At 41.4% G+C, this 15,881-nt stretch carries 14 protein-coding genes; 4 read left to right on the forward strand and 10 right to left on the reverse strand.

Going from position 1 to position 15,881, the window contains the following annotated elements; genetic code table 11:
• Positions 1–3: 3 nt before the first annotated feature.
• Entirely contained in the window at positions 4–198 is a 195-nt protein-coding gene (locus N1I87_RS16315; RefSeq protein WP_004439467.1) for a YbdD/YjiX family protein, read from the forward strand.
• Between the two features lie 103 nt (positions 199–301).
• Here the strand turns inward: N1I87_RS16315 and N1I87_RS16320 are convergent, their stop codons facing one another.
• Together N1I87_RS16320 and N1I87_RS16325 are read right to left on the reverse strand one after the other, a co-directional pair.
• Positions 302–2,089: a M3 family oligoendopeptidase gene (locus N1I87_RS16320; RefSeq protein ID WP_341102912.1), complete on the reverse strand. Its 1,788-nt coding sequence runs from the start codon at positions 2,087–2,089 to the stop codon at positions 302–304.
• A 483-nt stretch (positions 2,090–2,572) separates the two neighbouring features.
• Positions 2,573–5,782, reverse strand: coding sequence for an efflux RND transporter permease subunit (locus N1I87_RS16325; RefSeq protein ID WP_341102914.1), 3,210 nt, complete (start codon positions 5,780–5,782; stop codon positions 2,573–2,575).
• Between the two features lie 390 nt (positions 5,783–6,172).
• Here N1I87_RS16325 and N1I87_RS16330 point away from each other — a divergent pair, with 390 nt between their 5' ends.
• Complete coding sequence (locus N1I87_RS16330; protein WP_004439475.1) at positions 6,173–6,661, forward strand: C40 family peptidase; 489 nt, start codon at positions 6,173–6,175, stop codon at positions 6,659–6,661.
• Between the two features lie 143 nt (positions 6,662–6,804).
• Here the strand turns inward: N1I87_RS16330 and N1I87_RS16335 are convergent, their stop codons facing one another.
• The 6 genes from N1I87_RS16335 to N1I87_RS16360 form a co-directional block, all read right to left on the reverse strand.
• On the reverse strand, positions 6,805–7,158 hold the full coding sequence (locus tag N1I87_RS16335) for a P-II family nitrogen regulator (RefSeq protein WP_327798231.1): 354 nt from the start codon (positions 7,156–7,158) through the stop codon (positions 6,805–6,807).
• Positions 7,159–7,184: 26 nt separating this feature from the next.
• The gene (locus N1I87_RS16340; protein WP_341102916.1) at positions 7,185–8,402 is read right to left on the reverse strand and encodes an ammonium transporter; all 1,218 of its coding nucleotides are present in this window, start codon (positions 8,400–8,402) and stop codon (positions 7,185–7,187) included.
• A gap of 312 nt (positions 8,403–8,714) precedes the next feature.
• The gene (locus tag N1I87_RS16345; RefSeq protein WP_341102918.1) at positions 8,715–8,849 is read right to left on the reverse strand and encodes a hypothetical protein; all 135 of its coding nucleotides are present in this window, start codon (positions 8,847–8,849) and stop codon (positions 8,715–8,717) included.
• Between the two features lie 211 nt (positions 8,850–9,060).
• Positions 9,061–9,918 (reverse strand): hypothetical protein, encoded by an 858-nt coding sequence (locus N1I87_RS16350; RefSeq protein WP_341102920.1) that lies wholly within the window; start codon positions 9,916–9,918, stop codon positions 9,061–9,063.
• A 544-nt stretch (positions 9,919–10,462) separates the two neighbouring features.
• Complete coding sequence (locus tag N1I87_RS16355; protein WP_341102922.1) at positions 10,463–10,918, reverse strand: zinc ribbon domain-containing protein; 456 nt, start codon at positions 10,916–10,918, stop codon at positions 10,463–10,465.
• 14 nt (positions 10,919–10,932) lie between these two features.
• A complete protein-coding gene (locus N1I87_RS16360; RefSeq protein ID WP_048624175.1) occupies positions 10,933–11,421 on the reverse strand; it encodes a zinc ribbon domain-containing protein in 489 nt (162 codons plus the stop codon).
• Between the two features lie 187 nt (positions 11,422–11,608).
• On the opposite strand from N1I87_RS16360, the gene N1I87_RS16365 reads away from it, so the two are divergent.
• Positions 11,609–12,724 (forward strand): zinc ribbon domain-containing protein, encoded by a 1,116-nt coding sequence (locus tag N1I87_RS16365; protein ID WP_341102924.1) that lies wholly within the window; start codon positions 11,609–11,611, stop codon positions 12,722–12,724.
• A 67-nt stretch (positions 12,725–12,791) separates the two neighbouring features.
• Here N1I87_RS16365 and N1I87_RS16370 read toward each other — a convergent pair whose 3' ends face one another.
• The gene (locus N1I87_RS16370) at positions 12,792–12,932 is read right to left on the reverse strand and encodes a ribbon-helix-helix protein, CopG family (protein WP_003352379.1); all 141 of its coding nucleotides are present in this window, start codon (positions 12,930–12,932) and stop codon (positions 12,792–12,794) included.
• 87 nt (positions 12,933–13,019) lie between these two features.
• Between N1I87_RS16370 and N1I87_RS16375 the strand changes: the two genes are divergently transcribed.
• Positions 13,020–14,132 carry an RNA-guided endonuclease InsQ/TnpB family protein gene (locus N1I87_RS16375; RefSeq protein ID WP_341102926.1) on the forward strand — a complete coding sequence of 371 codons (1,113 nt, stop codon included), beginning with the start codon at positions 13,020–13,022 and terminating at the stop codon, positions 14,130–14,132.
• Between the two features lie 245 nt (positions 14,133–14,377).
• Here the strand turns inward: N1I87_RS16375 and N1I87_RS16380 are convergent, their stop codons facing one another.
• Positions 14,378–15,544 (reverse strand): glycosyltransferase family 4 protein, encoded by a 1,167-nt coding sequence (locus tag N1I87_RS16380; RefSeq protein ID WP_341102929.1) that lies wholly within the window; start codon positions 15,542–15,544, stop codon positions 14,378–14,380.
• Positions 15,545–15,881 lie beyond the last annotated feature (337 nt).

A 15,881-nucleotide genomic window follows, 5' to 3' on the forward strand; every position in this document is an offset into this window, starting at 1 on the left:
ATTTTGGAAAAAGTAAGGACATGGATCAAAAAAACAAGATGCAACATCAAAACGATTTTTGGACTTCCTAACTACGAATTGTACTTGGAGCATCACCAAAAGGCGCATCCTGACAAACCGATAATGTCTGAAAAAGAATATTATCTGTTTGCCTTGAAAGAACGATATGAAAGCGGCAAAGTGAATCGCTGCTGCTGACTGTTTAGAAAGGACCCCGTTGCCGTTAAAGCGTGAACTGCACCCCAATTGTTGGACACAACGAACAATTGGAGGTGTAGTTCAGCGGACGGGGCCCTCTTTTTTATTCTATTAACTGCAAGAAATCTTCGACGTCTTGAATGCAGAGGCGGATCCCCTTTTCCCAAAATTCTTCTTTTGTCGGATCTTCTCCTAAATGCTTTTTGATTAAATCTTCGACTTTCATAACCGCTGTATCACGAAGCAGAGCGATATATTTTTCTTCATACTCCGCCCCTTCTTCCAAAGCCCTCGCGTAAATGTTTAAGGCCAATAAATAGCCAAATGTATACGGAAAATTGTAAAAAGGTACATCCGTTAAATAAAAATGAAGCTTGGAAGCCCAAAAATGCGGATGGGTCACACCGAGAGCGCCGCCGAACGCTTCCTGCTGCGCCTCCTCCATCAAAGCATTTAATCTTTCCGCGGATACGACTCCTTTTTGGCGTTCTTCATAAAAGCGAGTTTCAAACAGAAAGCGAGCATGTATATTCATGAGCAGAGAAACGCTGCGCTGAACTTTATCTTCCAGCAAAGCGATTTTTTCTTGTTTCGTTTCCGCTTCTTGCAAGGCGGCATCAGAGACAATCATTTCGGCAAGAGTAGAAGCCGTTTCTGCTACATTCATGGCATACTGGCGATTTAAAATATTGAGCGGCCGCAGGACATCGGAGTGAAAAGCATGCCCCAATTCATGAGCAAGGGTCGCTACACTTTCAAGAGTGCCAGAATACGTCATAAAAATGCGCGATTCTTCCGTTTTCGGGAAAGTGGTGCAAAATCCTCCCGGACGTTTTCCGGGCCGATCTTCCGCTTCAATCCAAGAAGACTCCAATGCGTGCTTGGCAAATGCCGAAAGCTTTGGTCCGAATTTCGCAAAATGGCGAATGATAAAAACGGCCCCTTCAGAATAAGATCGTTTCTCTGCTGTAGAAGCAATAGGCGCTTCAAGGTCATACCAAGCGATCTTTTCCTCCCCAAGAAGCTCCGCTTTCCGACGCAAGTAGCGGACAAATGGTTCTTTATGTTTCGCAATGGCCTTCCACATCGCATCGAGTGTTGCTTTCGACATGCGATTCCCCTCTAAAGGCTCTTTCAGGAACGACTCCCATCCTCTTTTTCGATAAACATTTAAACGAAATCCGGCCAAATGATTCAAAATATCAGCGAATAATCCTTCTTTTTCTTCCCATGCTTTTTCCAGCTTTTCAAACGCTTCTTTTCTGAGGCTGCGGTCTGGCTCAGAGAACAGATTATTGGCCTGGCCGATCGAAAGCGTCTTTCCCCCCACTGTCACTTCCATGCCGCCGACCATTGAATCGTACATCTGTCCCCAGCCATGATAGCCGTCAACCGCAAGAGCCTCGATTAAAGCCTCTTCTTTTGTTGAAAGCTTTTCACGGGCTTCGTCGCGCCATTCATTCAGCACAAATTCGATTTCTTTTAAAGATTCGTCTTGAACCAACCGTGCCCAAACATCCTCTTTTGTTTGGCTGAGAATCTGCTGAAACAACACAAAGCTTGTTTGGTACTCGGCAGCAAGGGATGTTAGTTCGTTTCGCAAAGCTCCGGCTTTCGGATCGGATGTATTTTCAGCTTCCAAGCAGCTGATAAAAGACTCCGCTTCCTCCAAATCCACCAATATACTTTTGATAGATTCTATGTATTTTAGAAAGGCAGTTTTCTCGCTTTCATTCACTGATTTCAACGGCTGACCGTTAGAAACCATATCAGAAAATATGTTCACTTTCCCTTTTAAGTCGTCTAAAAATCGACGAAAATCAGGCGATTCACTTCCGCCCGGAAATATAGAGTTCAAATCCCATACATCAGAATAAGATGTATTTGTCATTGCCTATCCTCCTCTTAGTCAATCCACATTCTTTATTATTATTCACCTTTTATGAAAAAAATTCCTCTCTTGTGCTCAAAAATGGATGCACTTTCCAATGGATACATTCAACCGTTCATAAAGCAATTAAACAGCAGATGGCCGTGCATCCGTTTCGTCAGAAGAATCGCTCAAATTCATTCCGGAGACACTTTATCCATCATCAAAAAAAAGGATCTTCCTGCTCTGCGGTTCATGATATCCACAGCGATGGAAGATCGATCAAATCTCAGTATCTTTTCATTTGAGAAAAAAGAGTTCTCATTCATCACTGATCGTTCACGAATTCTCTTGAAAACTGATACGATCATCCTCAAGTTTGGCATAAAAAGTCTTCAACATCCTTTTAAATCCCATTGCGGCTATTCAGTATAGAGAAAATTTCCGGTAAAAAAAGAGGCCTAGCTGCCCAATGGCGCTAGACCTCATTTCGAATCAGCGATTTTATGCGTGGTCGATCTGCTCAGAAGTGACGGACTTTTTACGTTTGAAAAAACGTTTTCTTCTCAATTTGCTCATCCACTCATAGACGATTGGAACAATGAGCAATGTCAGCAACGTCGAACTTGTCAATCCGCCAATGACGGTGACGCCGAGATCTTTAGAGATCAATCCGCTTCCTTCCATACCGATCGCGAGAGGAATTAATGCACCAATCGTAGCGATTGCTGTCATTAAAATCGGACGGATACGAGTGGCGCCCGCCTCCAGCAGCGCTTCCCTGGTGCTGAGACCTTCCCGTTCTTTATGAATCACTCGGTCAATCAAAACAATGGCGTTCGTTACTACAATTCCGATCAGCATCAGCGCACCTATCATTGTTGAAACGCTGATGGTTTGTCCCGCAATGAACAATGCCACTAAAGCGCCAATGATCGCAAATGGCAGCGAGAATAAAATCACAAACGGCGCCCAACCTTGACCAAAAGTGATCACAAGAACAAGATATACAATCGCAATTGCCGCAGCCATTGCCAATCCAAGCTTCGTAAACGAATCTTTTACATCCTCTGTCACCCCGCCCATTGAAATATCAACGCTTGACGGGTGATGAATTTGATCAAGTCTCTTTTGCAGATTCACGGAAGCTTTAGAGATATCGTCCTCTTTCACTTTTCCGCTCACCTGAACAGAATAACGTCCATCTCGACGCGTGATCGTATCGGATGTTTTTCCTTCTTTCACATTGACGAGTTGTTTGATTGGAACGTCCATTCCGAGCGGTGATTGTACTGTTTGATTCGTTAAATCTTGAACAGATTGATAGTTTTTCTTGTTGTTTTCCACATAAACATTGAGCTCTTGACCCTTTTCTTTAACAGTGGTTAAAGCCGGCTGATCGCTCTGTTGATTCAGAGCCATCGCAATTTGGCTGGCTGTCAGCCCTAATTGACTTAATTTCTGTTGGTTTACTGCGAGCACATATTCATCGTACGTTTTAGCCGTACTTGCCTCCACGTCTTTAAAATCCCCTTGCTCTTTCATTTTCTTTTCTATTTGATCGACTACAGGGGTAATCTCTTTCATATCATTTCCGTAAACATACACCGTTACTTCATTATTGCCTGCGCTCGCTGAGAAATCTTGGGTGCTCCATTCCCCTTTTCCACCTAAAGTTTGCAGGTGTTTAATCACTCGATCCGGTTCTTTATCAAAATTTTTTGTGTCTTTGTCGTATTGAACAAAGAAAATGGCACTGTTGCTTTGGCCCGGATTCATCGGATTATCGCTGCCCACTGAAAACTGAACGATTTCCGCTCCTTTTCGACCGCGTAAATAATCCTCTGCCTTAAGCGACACTTTTTTGACGTCTGCAAACGTCTCGCCCGGAGCCGGCGTGTATGTGGCCACCACCATTTTGTCCCCCATATTTGGAAGGAAGCTGACACCGATGGCCGGGATCAAGCATAAACTTCCGATCAACAGTAAAATGGCTGCTGCCGATGAAATAAACTTATGATTTAACACCCAATTTAATACCCGTTTATAGAAGGACGATAATTTATTAGGTTGTCCTGACTTTAGCTGTTCTGGACGATGAATTCCTTTTTTAAACAATATGCTCGCCATCATTGGCACGATGGTAATAGCAACCAGCAAAGAAGCCAGCAGCGAGAACACGATCGCCAATGCAAAAGGCAAAAACAGCTCGCCAATCATTCCTTTAACAAGAGCGAGAGGCAGAAATACCGCAATCGTAACAATGGTGGATGACATGATAGGAATAAACATCTCTTTCGTTGCTTCCCGGATTAGCTCTTTTCCTTTCAATATTTCTTCTTTTAAGGACATTCTCCGGTAAATATTTTCAATGACAACGATCGAATCATCCACTACCCGTCCAATGGCTACCGTCATCGCCCCAAGAGTCATCATGTTGAGTGTGATATTCATTTGTTTCAAAACAAACAAAGAGATGACTAGAGACAACGGGATGGAAATAACGGCAATGAGCGTCGATTTAATATTTCGCAAGAATAAAAGAATTATAAGCACCGCAAAGACGGCCCCGAAAACAGCTTTATTGAGCATTGTATGCACAGACTCTTCTATAGGCTTAGCCTGATCCATTGCCGTAATAACGTGAAGATCTTTGTTTTTCCCTTTGATTTCATTCATTTTATCTTTAACGGCATTCGCCACATCCACCGTATTGGCATCGGCCGCTTTCACAATTTCCAGTCCGATCGACTCTTTCCCGTTTGTGCGGGAAAAAGATTCCGCTTTTCCGACTAGCTTGATATCAGCTATATCCGATAATTTCACGGTCGGAATACCGGCCGACGAAACATTTCCTTGCTGCGGTCCTCGGACGGCGGTTGACTGTTGCCCGGCGCCTTGCAATCCGCTTTGAGATGAACCTGGCTGCACTTGGGAAGATTGTCCGGCTCCCACAGATGCTCCTGCCGATAGTCCAATCGGAATTTCCATGTTTTTTAAATCTTTAATGGTGGAAATATTTCCGTCTACTTTGACCGATTTTTCGCTGTTGCGAAACGTATATAATCCTAGAGGAAGAGAGACATTGGAGCCTTTAATAAAGTTTTGAACGGATTCTTCATCCAAACCGTACTTTTTCAGTTTTTCCTGATTAAAGTCGATTTGGACTTGATCTACTTGTTGTCCGCTTATTTGCACATTCGCGACTCCGTCGATTCTTTCAAGCTTCGGCACAATATCTTCTTGTACTTTTTTCGTTAATTGCGACAACGATTCTTTGTCACTCGATAAGCTTAACGAAAGAATAGGAATTTCATTGATGCTCAGCTTTTTGATGTCAGGTTTTTTAACACCATCAGGAAGCTGCACATCAGAAAGGGCTTGTTCCGCCTCTCTCTTAGCATCATCCATATTTTTCTCATATGTATACTCCACTTGGACAGAAGATGCATTTGCGAAGGAAGAAGAACTGACAACGTTCACCCCGTCTAAATTTTGAAGTGCCTGTTCGATCGGCTTGGTTACTTTTTCAGTCACTTCTTCCGGGGTTGCACCTGGATAAGCGGTCGTTACCGTTAGAATAGGCGTATTAATATTCGGAATTGTTTCTAATTTCATCGTTAGTCCGGCATACAGACCTGCTACCGTCACGATGATGGTCATGAGCCAAACTGCCAATTTGTTCTTCAAAACAAAGTGAATAATTTTGTTCATCGATTCTTCCCCTTTATTAGGATAATATATGATCCATTATTCATATTAACACTATCATAATTGGATTAGTGTCTATTCGTCAACGAATAGAAAGGTAGAATTAGGAATAATTCCTTAAGATTAAAATGAAACCATTTTCATTTTTGTTTCCATATATTTGAAATAAAACTGTATGAATGGCAGCTCTCATTTGATCTCTATTGATCTGTCACTTTTCGATCCTTCCATTCACGATAAAGGATGAATGCAGACAAGAATTGGCGAATATGACTTTAAAGGAATGTTTTGGTTGTTTTATTACTTTTGTTACATTTATATTGCAATTTTGTAAAAAGATAAATATAATAAAAATCGTTAGTACATGATTTCCTAAGGAGGTTGAATATAACGATGGTTCCAGTTCTTTCAAAATCTAAATGGGCGTTTTCTCTTGCAGCCGCTTTGACTCTGGCCGTATCTTTCCTTTTGGCGCCTCTGTCAAGCAAAGCAGAAGCTGCAGCTCCTGTAAAAGGGGATAAAGTTGCCGCTTACGCCAAAACACTGGTTGGAAAACCTTATAAATACGGTGGTACAAGCGAAAAAGGATTTGATGCATCCGGTTTTGTACAATATGTTTACTTAAAATCAGCAAATGTGAAATTACCGCGCACAGTGGCTGATCAATTTAAACAAGGCCAAAAGGTAGACTATAATCACCTCCAGCCTGGCGATCTTGTATTCTTTAAACTGGACGGCAAAAAAGTTTCTTTCGTTGGAATTTATTTAGGTAATAGTCAATTTATCGCCGCAACGAGCAAAGGCGTAAAAATCCAACCCCTCGGAGCAAAATATTGGAAACCGTATTTTGCATCCGGAGCTAGAATACTTTCACAAAAATAAACAAACAGGGACCGGAATCACACATCCGGTCCCTGTTTGTTTATGACAAAACGTTCAAACCAAAAGCAAGATAAACAATCCAACCAACTCAACCAAAACTTCTATACATTAATGCTTTAACGCACCATGGGGGTCTGGCCCCTTTAATTGAGTGCGGCGCAGCCTGTGTCGCCTGTTCGTATTTTGATGGCGTCGGCCAATTCGTAGATGAAAATTTTCCCATCTCCCGGTTTTCCGGTATTTAAGACATTTCGGGCTGTATCGACAACCTGTTGGACAGGTACTTTGCATACGACAATTTCTACTTTAATTCGTTCATGCATGTCATCTTCTTTTTTCTTGCCGCGATACAGCTCGGTAAATCCTTTTTGAAATCCACACCCAAGCGCATTGGTTACGGTAATCCCGCTGATACCAATCTTGGACAATGCCTGTCTCAATTCGTCAAATTTGGTAGGACGGGTAATGATTTCGATTTTCGTCAATACATCACTCATAACAAACATCACACCCCTATAAAAAATTAGTCGTGATACGCCTTTTCACCGTGAATGGTAATATCCAGCCCAACCGTTTCTTCTTCCTCGTTCACTCGAATCGGCAAGACCAATCCGATTGCCTTAATAATGATAAAAGAAACAAGTGCAACAAATACATATGTCGCGCCAATGGCTACAAGCTGCTTCCAAAGCAAGCCGGCACCGCCGTAAAACAATCCGTTGGCCCCCGCAGAGTTGACGGAAACGGTGGAAAACAAACCGGTAGCAATTCCTCCCCAAGTACCGCCGATTCCGTGCAAACCGAATGCGTCGAGAGCATCGTCATAGCCTAACTTTGCTTTTAAGTAAGAAACTCCCCAGAAACAAAGGGCTCCTCCAACAAGTCCTATGATGATGGAAGCGAACGGTGTTACGAATCCGCAAGCGGGCGTGATGGCAACGAGTCCAGCAATGGCGCCAGAAACGGCTCCAAGCATCGTCGGCTTTTTATTCACCAGCCATTCCACTACTACCCATCCAATAATACCGGCAGCTGCCGCTGTATTCGTATTAATAAAGGCGATCATTGCTACATCGTTAAGGGTCAAAGCACTGCCGACATTAAAACCGTACCAGCCAAGCCAAACCAGCGCTCCCCCCATAATGGTAAGCGGCAAATTATGCGGTGTCGTATTCTGCGCATCTTTACGTTTGCCTAATACAATAGCCAGCACAAGGCCTGTGACGCCTGAAGAAATATGAACGACATTCCCGCCGGCGAAATCAAGAACACCTAATTCGCGAAGCCAACCGCCGACGCCCCACACCCAATGAGCGACAGGCGAATAAACGAACAAAGACCATAAAGTAATGAATATAAGATAAGAAGAGAAGCGCATCCTTTCCGCAAAAGCCCCTGTAATAATCGCTACTGTCAAAATGGCAAACGTGAGCTGAAACATCATAAAAAGATTATGTGGAATATCAGAACTATAATCCGGGTTCGGCTTAAAAGAGACTCCTTTCAGACCCGCCCAATCTAAATTTCCGATAAGAGCATTTCCGCCAGTGGAAAAAGCAAGTGAATAACCCGCTATAATCCAAATAATCGAAACAATGGCGATAGAGCTGAAACTTTGCATCGTTGTACTTAGAACATTCTTGCTTTTCACCATTCCGCCGTAAAATAATGCAATTCCAGGTGTCATAATCCAAACAAGAAGCGTAGCAAGAAACATAAATGCAGAAGTGGCGATATCCATTTCCCATCTCCCCTTTTTATTATGTTATATTTTCTATCATATTATGTCTGTATTATTATCATAATACGTTATTCCTATTGAATCAAGACTATAAATTGAAAAAAATCCGAAAAATCTGTATTCAAATCAGTCACATCGTTAGCTTTTCTTACATAAAATAAATCCTATGTGTGTTGCGACCTTCAATACTGCTTCTTTTTACCTAGTGACCATCCCAAAAAACAAGAAAGAACTATATGAACAATCTTCAAAAACCGCCTTTTTATTTTGGACAAAAAAAGAACCCTTCCCAATGAAGGGAAGAGTTCTCTTTTATCGAGCATTATGGCTGTTTCCAGAATTAGGATTAAGCCCTTGAAACTGGCGCATAAGTTTTTGGCGGGATTCTTTATTTCGAAGCAAATAGGCAGCTCCCAGAGCCAACGTTGTCCACGCTAATTTCTTCATCTTATCACTCCCCATTTTCCGTGTTCTATCTTATACTCTTCCCGCTGCAGAAGTTTTTTAATCGATCGTTCGCAAATAAGAAACAACTGCCTCATGGCGCCAGAGTCAGTGATCTTTCTCCGGGATTTTCCGAAAAAAGCATTTTCCGTTCCAGAGACCAGCTTACAAGCGAGCTTTGCCTCAACGCTTACTTTCTTTATTCTGTCTCAACTCAGTTCACCATGTGTCTCTTTTTGGCCAAATAGCCTCCCAAAACGGCAAACAGATAAGAAAAAAGCAAACTGCGAATAAAGACCCCAAACAAATGAAATCCTAAAGAAAAATGAAAGGACTGTTCTAAATTATTATCAGATGAAAAGAAAGTGGTTCCTACAGTCCAATTAGAAATTCCGGCCAAACAAAGCATAAAAAAACTGTAAGTCAAACTAAAAACTGCGATTTCCTTAAAGGATAATCCATTTTTCATCGTCAGCCGATAGCCGGCGAAAAGACACAAGAAAATGGGGATTAAAACCGCAAGTTTTAAATAAATGGGAGGATCCAGTAAATTCATCAAATCCGCATCCGATGGAAGGAATTCCGGATGTGAGCTATTTAAACCGGAAAACAAGGAATATGTAAGTTCCCCCTCGCTGTCTTCCCATTTCCAATGATTAGTGAGCGGTGATAAATGCAATAAGTTCCAAATGAACGCCCCTAGCTGCGTTCCGACTAATGTGGCAAACATAGACGTATTTTCCGTCATTTTATCCATACCAGAGACATCTAAAAGGAGCGCTAAATTTTCCTTCCACTTGTTTACTTGGATCAAAACAACGATAACGGTGACCGCCATCACACTGACGAGTCCGCGAATAAACGTTGAAAACCCTTGGTGAATGGCATGTCCAAATGATACATTCCCGATTAAATGGCTGGTAAAATGGCGGTAATCTCGGGCAAATAACATGCCGATCAAACTAAAGATCGCTGCTATGAAGCCACCCGTAAAAAAGCATTGAATAAATGAATAAGAAGTATGAAAGTCCCAAATGAATTTTATAATATTGACTTGCAAAAGATCGATCAAATGAAAAACCGCTAAAAAGAGAAAACACGCTTAAAAATATACCGTAAATCAATCCAATGGCTGCAGCTTTATAGATTTGCTCATAAAAGCTATCAGTCCGTTGCTTCCGTCCCTTGAAAACCCCGATGCAAAACGAGGAAAAAATCGGAATAAAAATCAATAATAAAAACAAAGTATCAATATGTAATGTTCCCTTCATTGAACCTGTGTCTCCATAACCTGCAGATCCATTGACGCTAAAGTGAAAGGTAGGCTCCACCAAATGAGTAAACATCACGACATCGGTCAATCCTATTGGATGACTTAATGGATATAAATCGGTGTTTACTTCACGAGAAAGATCCTCTACAAAAGTGAACTACCCACCACCTACGCTTCGCTTAGAGGCGGGGGCTTCAAGCGACTTGTGCGTGTTCGCTGAACGGTAAGCCACACACAAGAACCCTTTACGCTTCCCTTCGTTCCGAAGGTGTCCGTTCTAGCTATATTCTATCCTATTAGTTGGCTAACGCCAACCGAAATTCATCTCCCACTTATCGTTGGGCTATCGCCCTTCACACGCTTGAAGTGGGAGACTTCTTTCGGAAATAATGTTAAAATATTGATTGTTTTCGCTTATGTTTTGGATCAGCTCATCAAACTTGTGCTGCTCAAAAAGAAATAACGCAGCATTAAGAATTAACATGAGTATAAAAGCGCTAATAGACGGAATAAAGGCTTTTTTTAAATACGAAAATTGAAAAGCAGGAAATCCCAATGAAACAGCAGGTTTTATTTGCTTTTCCCGTTCAGCACCCTTATAAAGAAATAACTCCTTGCCGCAGGATTGGCAATAATTGTCCGTTTCCGACACTTTTTCACCGCAATTCGAACAATAGACACTCTCATTTTTCGGCGTTAGCAGTTGATACGCTCTTCCATCTCCCGCTAAATACGCACCATCTTGCCAACAGTAATTACTGGAATCACTATTTTCCGCACCACATGATTTACAATACATTGCTCCACCTCCTGTCAATGCATTTTTGTCCCACAACATTTGCAAAATTGGGCGGATACAGGAACTTGTTCACCACACAAAGAGCAAGCCACTGTTTCGGTCTCTTTTACATCTTCTTCCCGAACTACCTTCGCACCACAGGAGCCGCAAAACTTGTCCAAAGGGGTCACTTGAGCCCCGCATTGCCGGCAAACATTATCAGATCCAAACTTTTGATTCAGTCTTTGTAATTCTTGTTTGGCCCTATAAATGGTTTGATCAAGCCCAGCAATCTCAGCTATTCTCTCACTCCACTCTTTATGCTCCCATTCGCCGGATCTCATTTTTCTATAAACCTCTTCCCCTAACTGGAGAATAAAATCTGCCCGCTTGGCTCCGGCTTCTTCGATCACTTTTTTGTGCTGGAGGATTTCCTGGGTCAATAGGACCTTCTGCTTACCTTGCTCAAGACCACCTTTGATCTTAAACAAACCCCCTCCAATTCTAGTTTGCAATTCGCCCATTTCCATACCTCCTTATGGTCAGATATTACAAATTTATCATATAGATCCATTATTGTATATAACTATAGGCTTATGAATCTGGATAAATATAACTTCATTTCCAGAAAACATTGTGAACTTTATCTTGTTCAAGTAATATATTAATAGTCCTATTGTCATGGTTTATTTTAAAAAGGAGGGGGCTTATTTGGAAATTTATTGCAAGCAATGCGGCCAAAAATTAAAGCAAGGGCAAGGATTCTGCACTCATTGTGGCGCCGCAGTAGAAAACTCTGAGCCTGTCGGGCCGGAAACACCAAGCCCGAGCCGTAGATTGAAATCATTTTCAGGAAAAGGAATTTCTAAGAAAAGCAAAATCATTTTGTCCATATCTGTGATTGTATTGGCAGCCGCTTTTTTTGCTTACAAAATAGCGGAATCGAACCATAAACCGTCCAAATTAGTGGAACATTTCAATAAAACAGTCGAACAGGGAAATGCCAAAGAACTTGCCAACCTGTTCAATTCAGGCCAAACAGAAATGAAAGTTGACGAAGAGGGAGCCAAACAGTTCATTCAGTATTTAAAGAAAAATCCGGACGAGTATACGAGCATGATCAAAAAACTGAGGAATGATGCTCGTCTTTTGGAAAACGGGGTTGAAGTTGTAAAACCAGAAGATGAACCATTTGTCAGCATCGAAAAATCAGATAAAAAATGGAGTCTGATTGACCAATACAAAATTGTTCCTCATCCGTTTTTTATTAAAGTAACGGTTAACCGAAATCATTCTCTTTTATACATTGACAACAAAAAAATGGGTTACATCGAAAAAGATAAAGAACGAACTTTCGGCCCCTTCCTGCCTTCGGAACATACGGTCAAAGCTTTTTATGAGGGAAAATACGCCAATGTTTCCGACAAAAAAGAGCTCGATCCGAAAACGGATGCAACCGATCATAATTTATACGCTGATCTGGATCTGACAGGGAATCACGTCACGATATATTCTGACTATGATGATGCTGTTGTTTATGTGAATGGAAAAAGCACCGGCAAGCGAGTGGGAGATATAGATGAGTTCGGCCCCGTGGAAACGGATGGTTCAACGAAAATTTCCGCAAAATTAAAATTGCCTGCCGGAACGTTCAAAAGCAATGAAGTGGCCATTCATGAACCTGATCAAGAAGTAGATCTCCATTTCGACAATCTTCCTCTCGCCGAAGATGGAGACGATATGGATAGCTTTACGGATAGTACAAATACTGCTAATGAGCTGGAAGACGTTTTAACGTCTTTCCGAAAGAAGTCTCCCATCCTCTAGGAATGTGAAGGTGCGAATAGCACCAATGAGTAGGTGGGAGATGAATTTCGGTTGGCTTTAGCCAAAGTTATTTTTCCAATCCCTTTCTCAACAATTCTAAGATTGCGGCTGTTCTAGTTGGAATCCCATTTTCTTTTTGATATTGCTCCAATTTTTCTAATATCGTCTTAGGCATACGAATTTCTACACGTTCTTTCTCTTCTCTCATGATTATCACCTCATATTGATTGTACGGATTTTTTACGGTATAATCAATATATACGAAATTTTTCCGCACAAAGTGAGGTGAATTGATATGGCCAAGCAAAACAAAGCTTTCAAGTTTCGTTTGTTACCAAACAAAGAACAATCCGCATTATTAGCTAAGACATTTGGTTGTGTTCGCTTTGTCTACAATAAGATGTTAGCTGAACGCAAAGAAACGTATGAAAAGTTCAAGGATGATAAAGAATTGCTTAAAAAGCAAAAGTTTCCGACCCCTGCAAAATATAAAAGTGAATTTCCATTCCTAAAAGAAGTGGATTCTTTAGCTTTGGCAAATGCACAAATGAACTTACAGACTGCTTATAAGAATTTCTTTGAAGGAAATGCGGATTTTCCAAAGTTCAAAAATCGTAAAGCAAAACAATCCTATACAACTAATATGGTCAACGGCAATATTAAGCTAGAAAATGGTCATATCAAACTACCAAAAATCAAAAAGCCAATGAAAATGAACCGACATAGAGAAATACCTGCTGATTATAAAATCAAATCTTGTACTATTTCTAAAACAAAGACAGGTAAATATTATATTTCGATTTTGACAGAATACGAGAAAGATATTCAGTCAGTAAAGATTCAAAAAGTAGTTGGCTTAGATTTTGCTATGGACGGTCTATATGTCGAGAGTGAACAGGGTGAGAAAGCCAATTACCCACGGTACTATCGACAAGCATTAGACAAACTGGCAAAAGCACAACGAATTCTTTCTCGCAGAAAAAAAGGTTCTGCACGTTGGGAAAAACAACGTTTGAAAGTAGCAAAGTTACAAGAGAAAATTGCCAATCAACGCAAGAATTTTCTTCACCATAAATCAAAAGAATTAGCATCAACCTATGACGCAGTTATCATTGAGGACTTAGACATGAAAGGAATGTCTCAAGCCCTCAATTTTGGAAAAAGTGTTCATGATAATGGCTGGGGTATGTTCACTACTTTCTTAGAATACAAGCTAAAAGAACAAGGGAAACAACTTGTAAAAATCGATAAGTGGTTCCCTTCTACTAAGAAATGTTCTTGTTGTGGCAAGGAAAAAGAAATGCCATTATCTAAACGTGTATATGAATGTTCTTGCGGTTTTGTATTAGATCGTGATCACAATTCAGCAATCAATATCAAAAATGAAGGATTACGCATATTAGCATAAAGAATAATAACTTTCGGAACGAGAGGGTTAGCTCGGTCAATTTTCTGTCATTAGACGGGATTACCCGAGAAGCCCCCACTTCAATCAAACCGTAAGGTTGATAAGTGGAGGGTAGTTCACTTGCTGCGGGTTTTGGAATTTAAGTTGATCGGCCTGAAAACTCTTAATCAGGTTATCGATCTTGATGTTGCAAGCGGTCCCCACGTTGACAGGGACCGCTTTGTTATTTTCCATATCATCCAATTCTAAAGGGCTTTTAAATACACCGATTCATATTTTTTCGCTGCGGAGATATGGGAGTATTCCGATTCGATTTTTTGACGGGCTTTGGCTGCGAATTCCTCTCCTTTTTCAGGATGTTGGAATAAGTAAACAATAGACTCGACTAGTTCTTTGATGTTTTTCTCCTCCACGAGCAAGCCGTCTTCTTGGTGGTTGACAATTTCTTTTAAACCGCCCACCGCGCTGGCGATAAGAGGAGAGCCGGATCCCATCGCCTCTAAAGCAGAAATGGAAGTAGCCTCTTCTACCCCTGCAGAGTGGACGCTAGGGACTAATACGACATCAGAAAGGGCATAAAACTCCTTAATTTGCTCGTGCGGAATGGCTCCCAAAAAGACAACATGATCGTTGAGACGGTTTTCTTCCACAATCTCTTTCAATTCATCCAACGCTTCTCCGCTGCCGGCATAAATCAGCTTGGTTTGAGGAAATTCTTTCAATACTTCTGGAAGCGCCAGAGCCGGGTAGATCACTCCATTTTTTCTGGTCAACCGGCGAGGCACAAATAAAACACGGTCATCCGCCGACAAACCATATTTCTTTCTATATTCTTGTTTTTTCTCTTTATTCGGCTTAAATTGATGGATATCGATGAAATTCCGCACCGCCGTGGCATCGATCCCGGAAACTTCTTTCACATACTCCTTCAAGCGCTGATCAACCGTGATGACTTTTCTCGCACCTCGATAGGCTTGTACTTCAATATCTTTCATGTATTCTTCTTCCGCGCTGTTTTCCAGCAACGATCCTTTACTGATGGACTCAAACGTCATATAACCGTGAACAGTAGCCACTGTCGGGATTCCGGTCGCCAATGCGGCTAATACAGTGAAAGGATCTTGGGCATTGATGAGGTCATATCCTTTCTGTTTGTTGGCTTCGATCAGCCCATAAAGAAACTTTCTCCTCATCTTGTGAGACCATACAATGCCTTTTCCTTTTTTAAACTTATTTAATATGAAGCTTGGTCCTTGTGCCAGCGCTTTCCGCTTCCATGCAGGCACGTCCGAAAAAGAAAGGATATCCACTTGATGGCCGAGCTCCTCAAGTCCCGCTTTCAATGTCGTCACATGAGTGGACAACCCTCCCGCATGAGGATAATCATAAGCCGTGGCGAGTAAAATTTTCATGATTTGCCTCCTCTTATTTATCAATAAAATGAATCTTTCATTCCATCGTTTCTCAGCTATCGCACGGGTGACCCTTTATGACTGTGCTTTCATGCTTTTTCCTTCTTCTTGCTTGCACAACAAAGAAAGATCATTCATCCGTGTCTACGTGATACATCATTAGGGCAGCACTTTCTTTATCCACGTTTCCCCTATATCACCTTTCTCTCTTGTAGGCGGATATAAACAAACGAGTGCACGTCTGAAAGAAAAACCGAATACGCAAAAAGCGCCGGCCATTCGCTTATCCACCTTACATATAAGAGTTTAGCAGAAAATAGTATCGCAAGCGATACAG

The sequence above is a fragment of the Bacillus sp. FSL W8-0102 genome (genome assembly GCF_038007225.1).
Taxonomy (GTDB): domain Bacteria; phylum Bacillota; class Bacilli; order Bacillales; family DSM-4216; genus Bacillus_O; species Bacillus_O smithii.

Bases quoted from the DNA above. Each gene is read 5' to 3' on its own strand.
- N1I87_RS16380 (WP_341102929.1), bottom strand. From the start codon at position 15,544: ATGAAAATTTTACTCGCCACGGCTTATGATTATCCTCATGCGGGAGGG.
- N1I87_RS16340 (WP_341102916.1), bottom strand. From the start codon at position 8,402: ATGGATATCGCCACTTCTGCATTTATGTTTCTTGCTACGCTTCTTGTT.
- N1I87_RS16360 (WP_048624175.1), bottom strand. From the start codon at position 11,421: ATGGGCGAATTGCAAACTAGAATTGGAGGGGGTTTGTTTAAGATCAAA.
- N1I87_RS16370 (WP_003352379.1), bottom strand. From the start codon at position 12,932: ATGAGAGAAGAGAAAGAACGTGTAGAAATTCGTATGCCTAAGACGATA.
- N1I87_RS16335 (WP_327798231.1), bottom strand. From the start codon at position 7,158: ATGAGTGATGTATTGACGAAAATCGAAATCATTACCCGTCCTACCAAA.
- N1I87_RS16375 (WP_341102926.1), top strand. From the start codon at position 13,020: ATGGCCAAGCAAAACAAAGCTTTCAAGTTTCGTTTGTTACCAAACAAA.
- N1I87_RS16345 (WP_341102918.1), bottom strand. From the start codon at position 8,849: ATGAAGAAATTAGCGTGGACAACGTTGGCTCTGGGAGCTGCCTATTTG.
- N1I87_RS16330 (WP_004439475.1), top strand. From the start codon at position 6,173: ATGGTTCCAGTTCTTTCAAAATCTAAATGGGCGTTTTCTCTTGCAGCC.
- N1I87_RS16320 (WP_341102912.1), bottom strand. From the start codon at position 2,089: ATGACAAATACATCTTATTCTGATGTATGGGATTTGAACTCTATATTT.
- N1I87_RS16325 (WP_341102914.1), bottom strand. From the start codon at position 5,782: ATGAACAAAATTATTCACTTTGTTTTGAAGAACAAATTGGCAGTTTGG.
- N1I87_RS16355 (WP_341102922.1), bottom strand. From the start codon at position 10,918: ATGTATTGTAAATCATGTGGTGCGGAAAATAGTGATTCCAGTAATTAC.